Consider the following 266-nt stretch of genomic DNA (forward strand, 5'->3'; position numbering starts at 1 on the left):
GCTGCGCTTGCCGGCCAGATCAGGGGGCTACCTGAAGGGAACCGGCAGGCCGCTTTCGATAATCTGCTGGTGGCTGTTCACGAACTCGACATGGCCGGGCGGGGCCAGCCCCTGGCTGCGCTTGCCGGCCAGATCGGGGGGCTGCTACCTGAAGGGAACCGGCAGGCCGCTTTCGATAATCTGCTGGTGGCTGTTCGCGAACTCGACGTGGCCGGGCGGGGCCAGCCCCTGGCCGCGCTTGGCCGCCAGACCAATGCGCTACCCGG

The 266-nt window shown here is 68.8% G+C and carries 1 protein-coding gene; it reads left to right on the top strand.

All coding sequences use genetic code 11. The features are described from left to right. The coding region (locus P0D80_RS51625) for a hypothetical protein (protein ID WP_408296782.1) at window positions 1-266 on the top strand (266 nt) is incomplete at both ends.

This window comes from Paraburkholderia sp. RL17-373-BIF-A (genome assembly GCF_046030175.1).
Classification (GTDB): domain Bacteria; phylum Pseudomonadota; class Gammaproteobacteria; order Burkholderiales; family Burkholderiaceae; genus Paraburkholderia.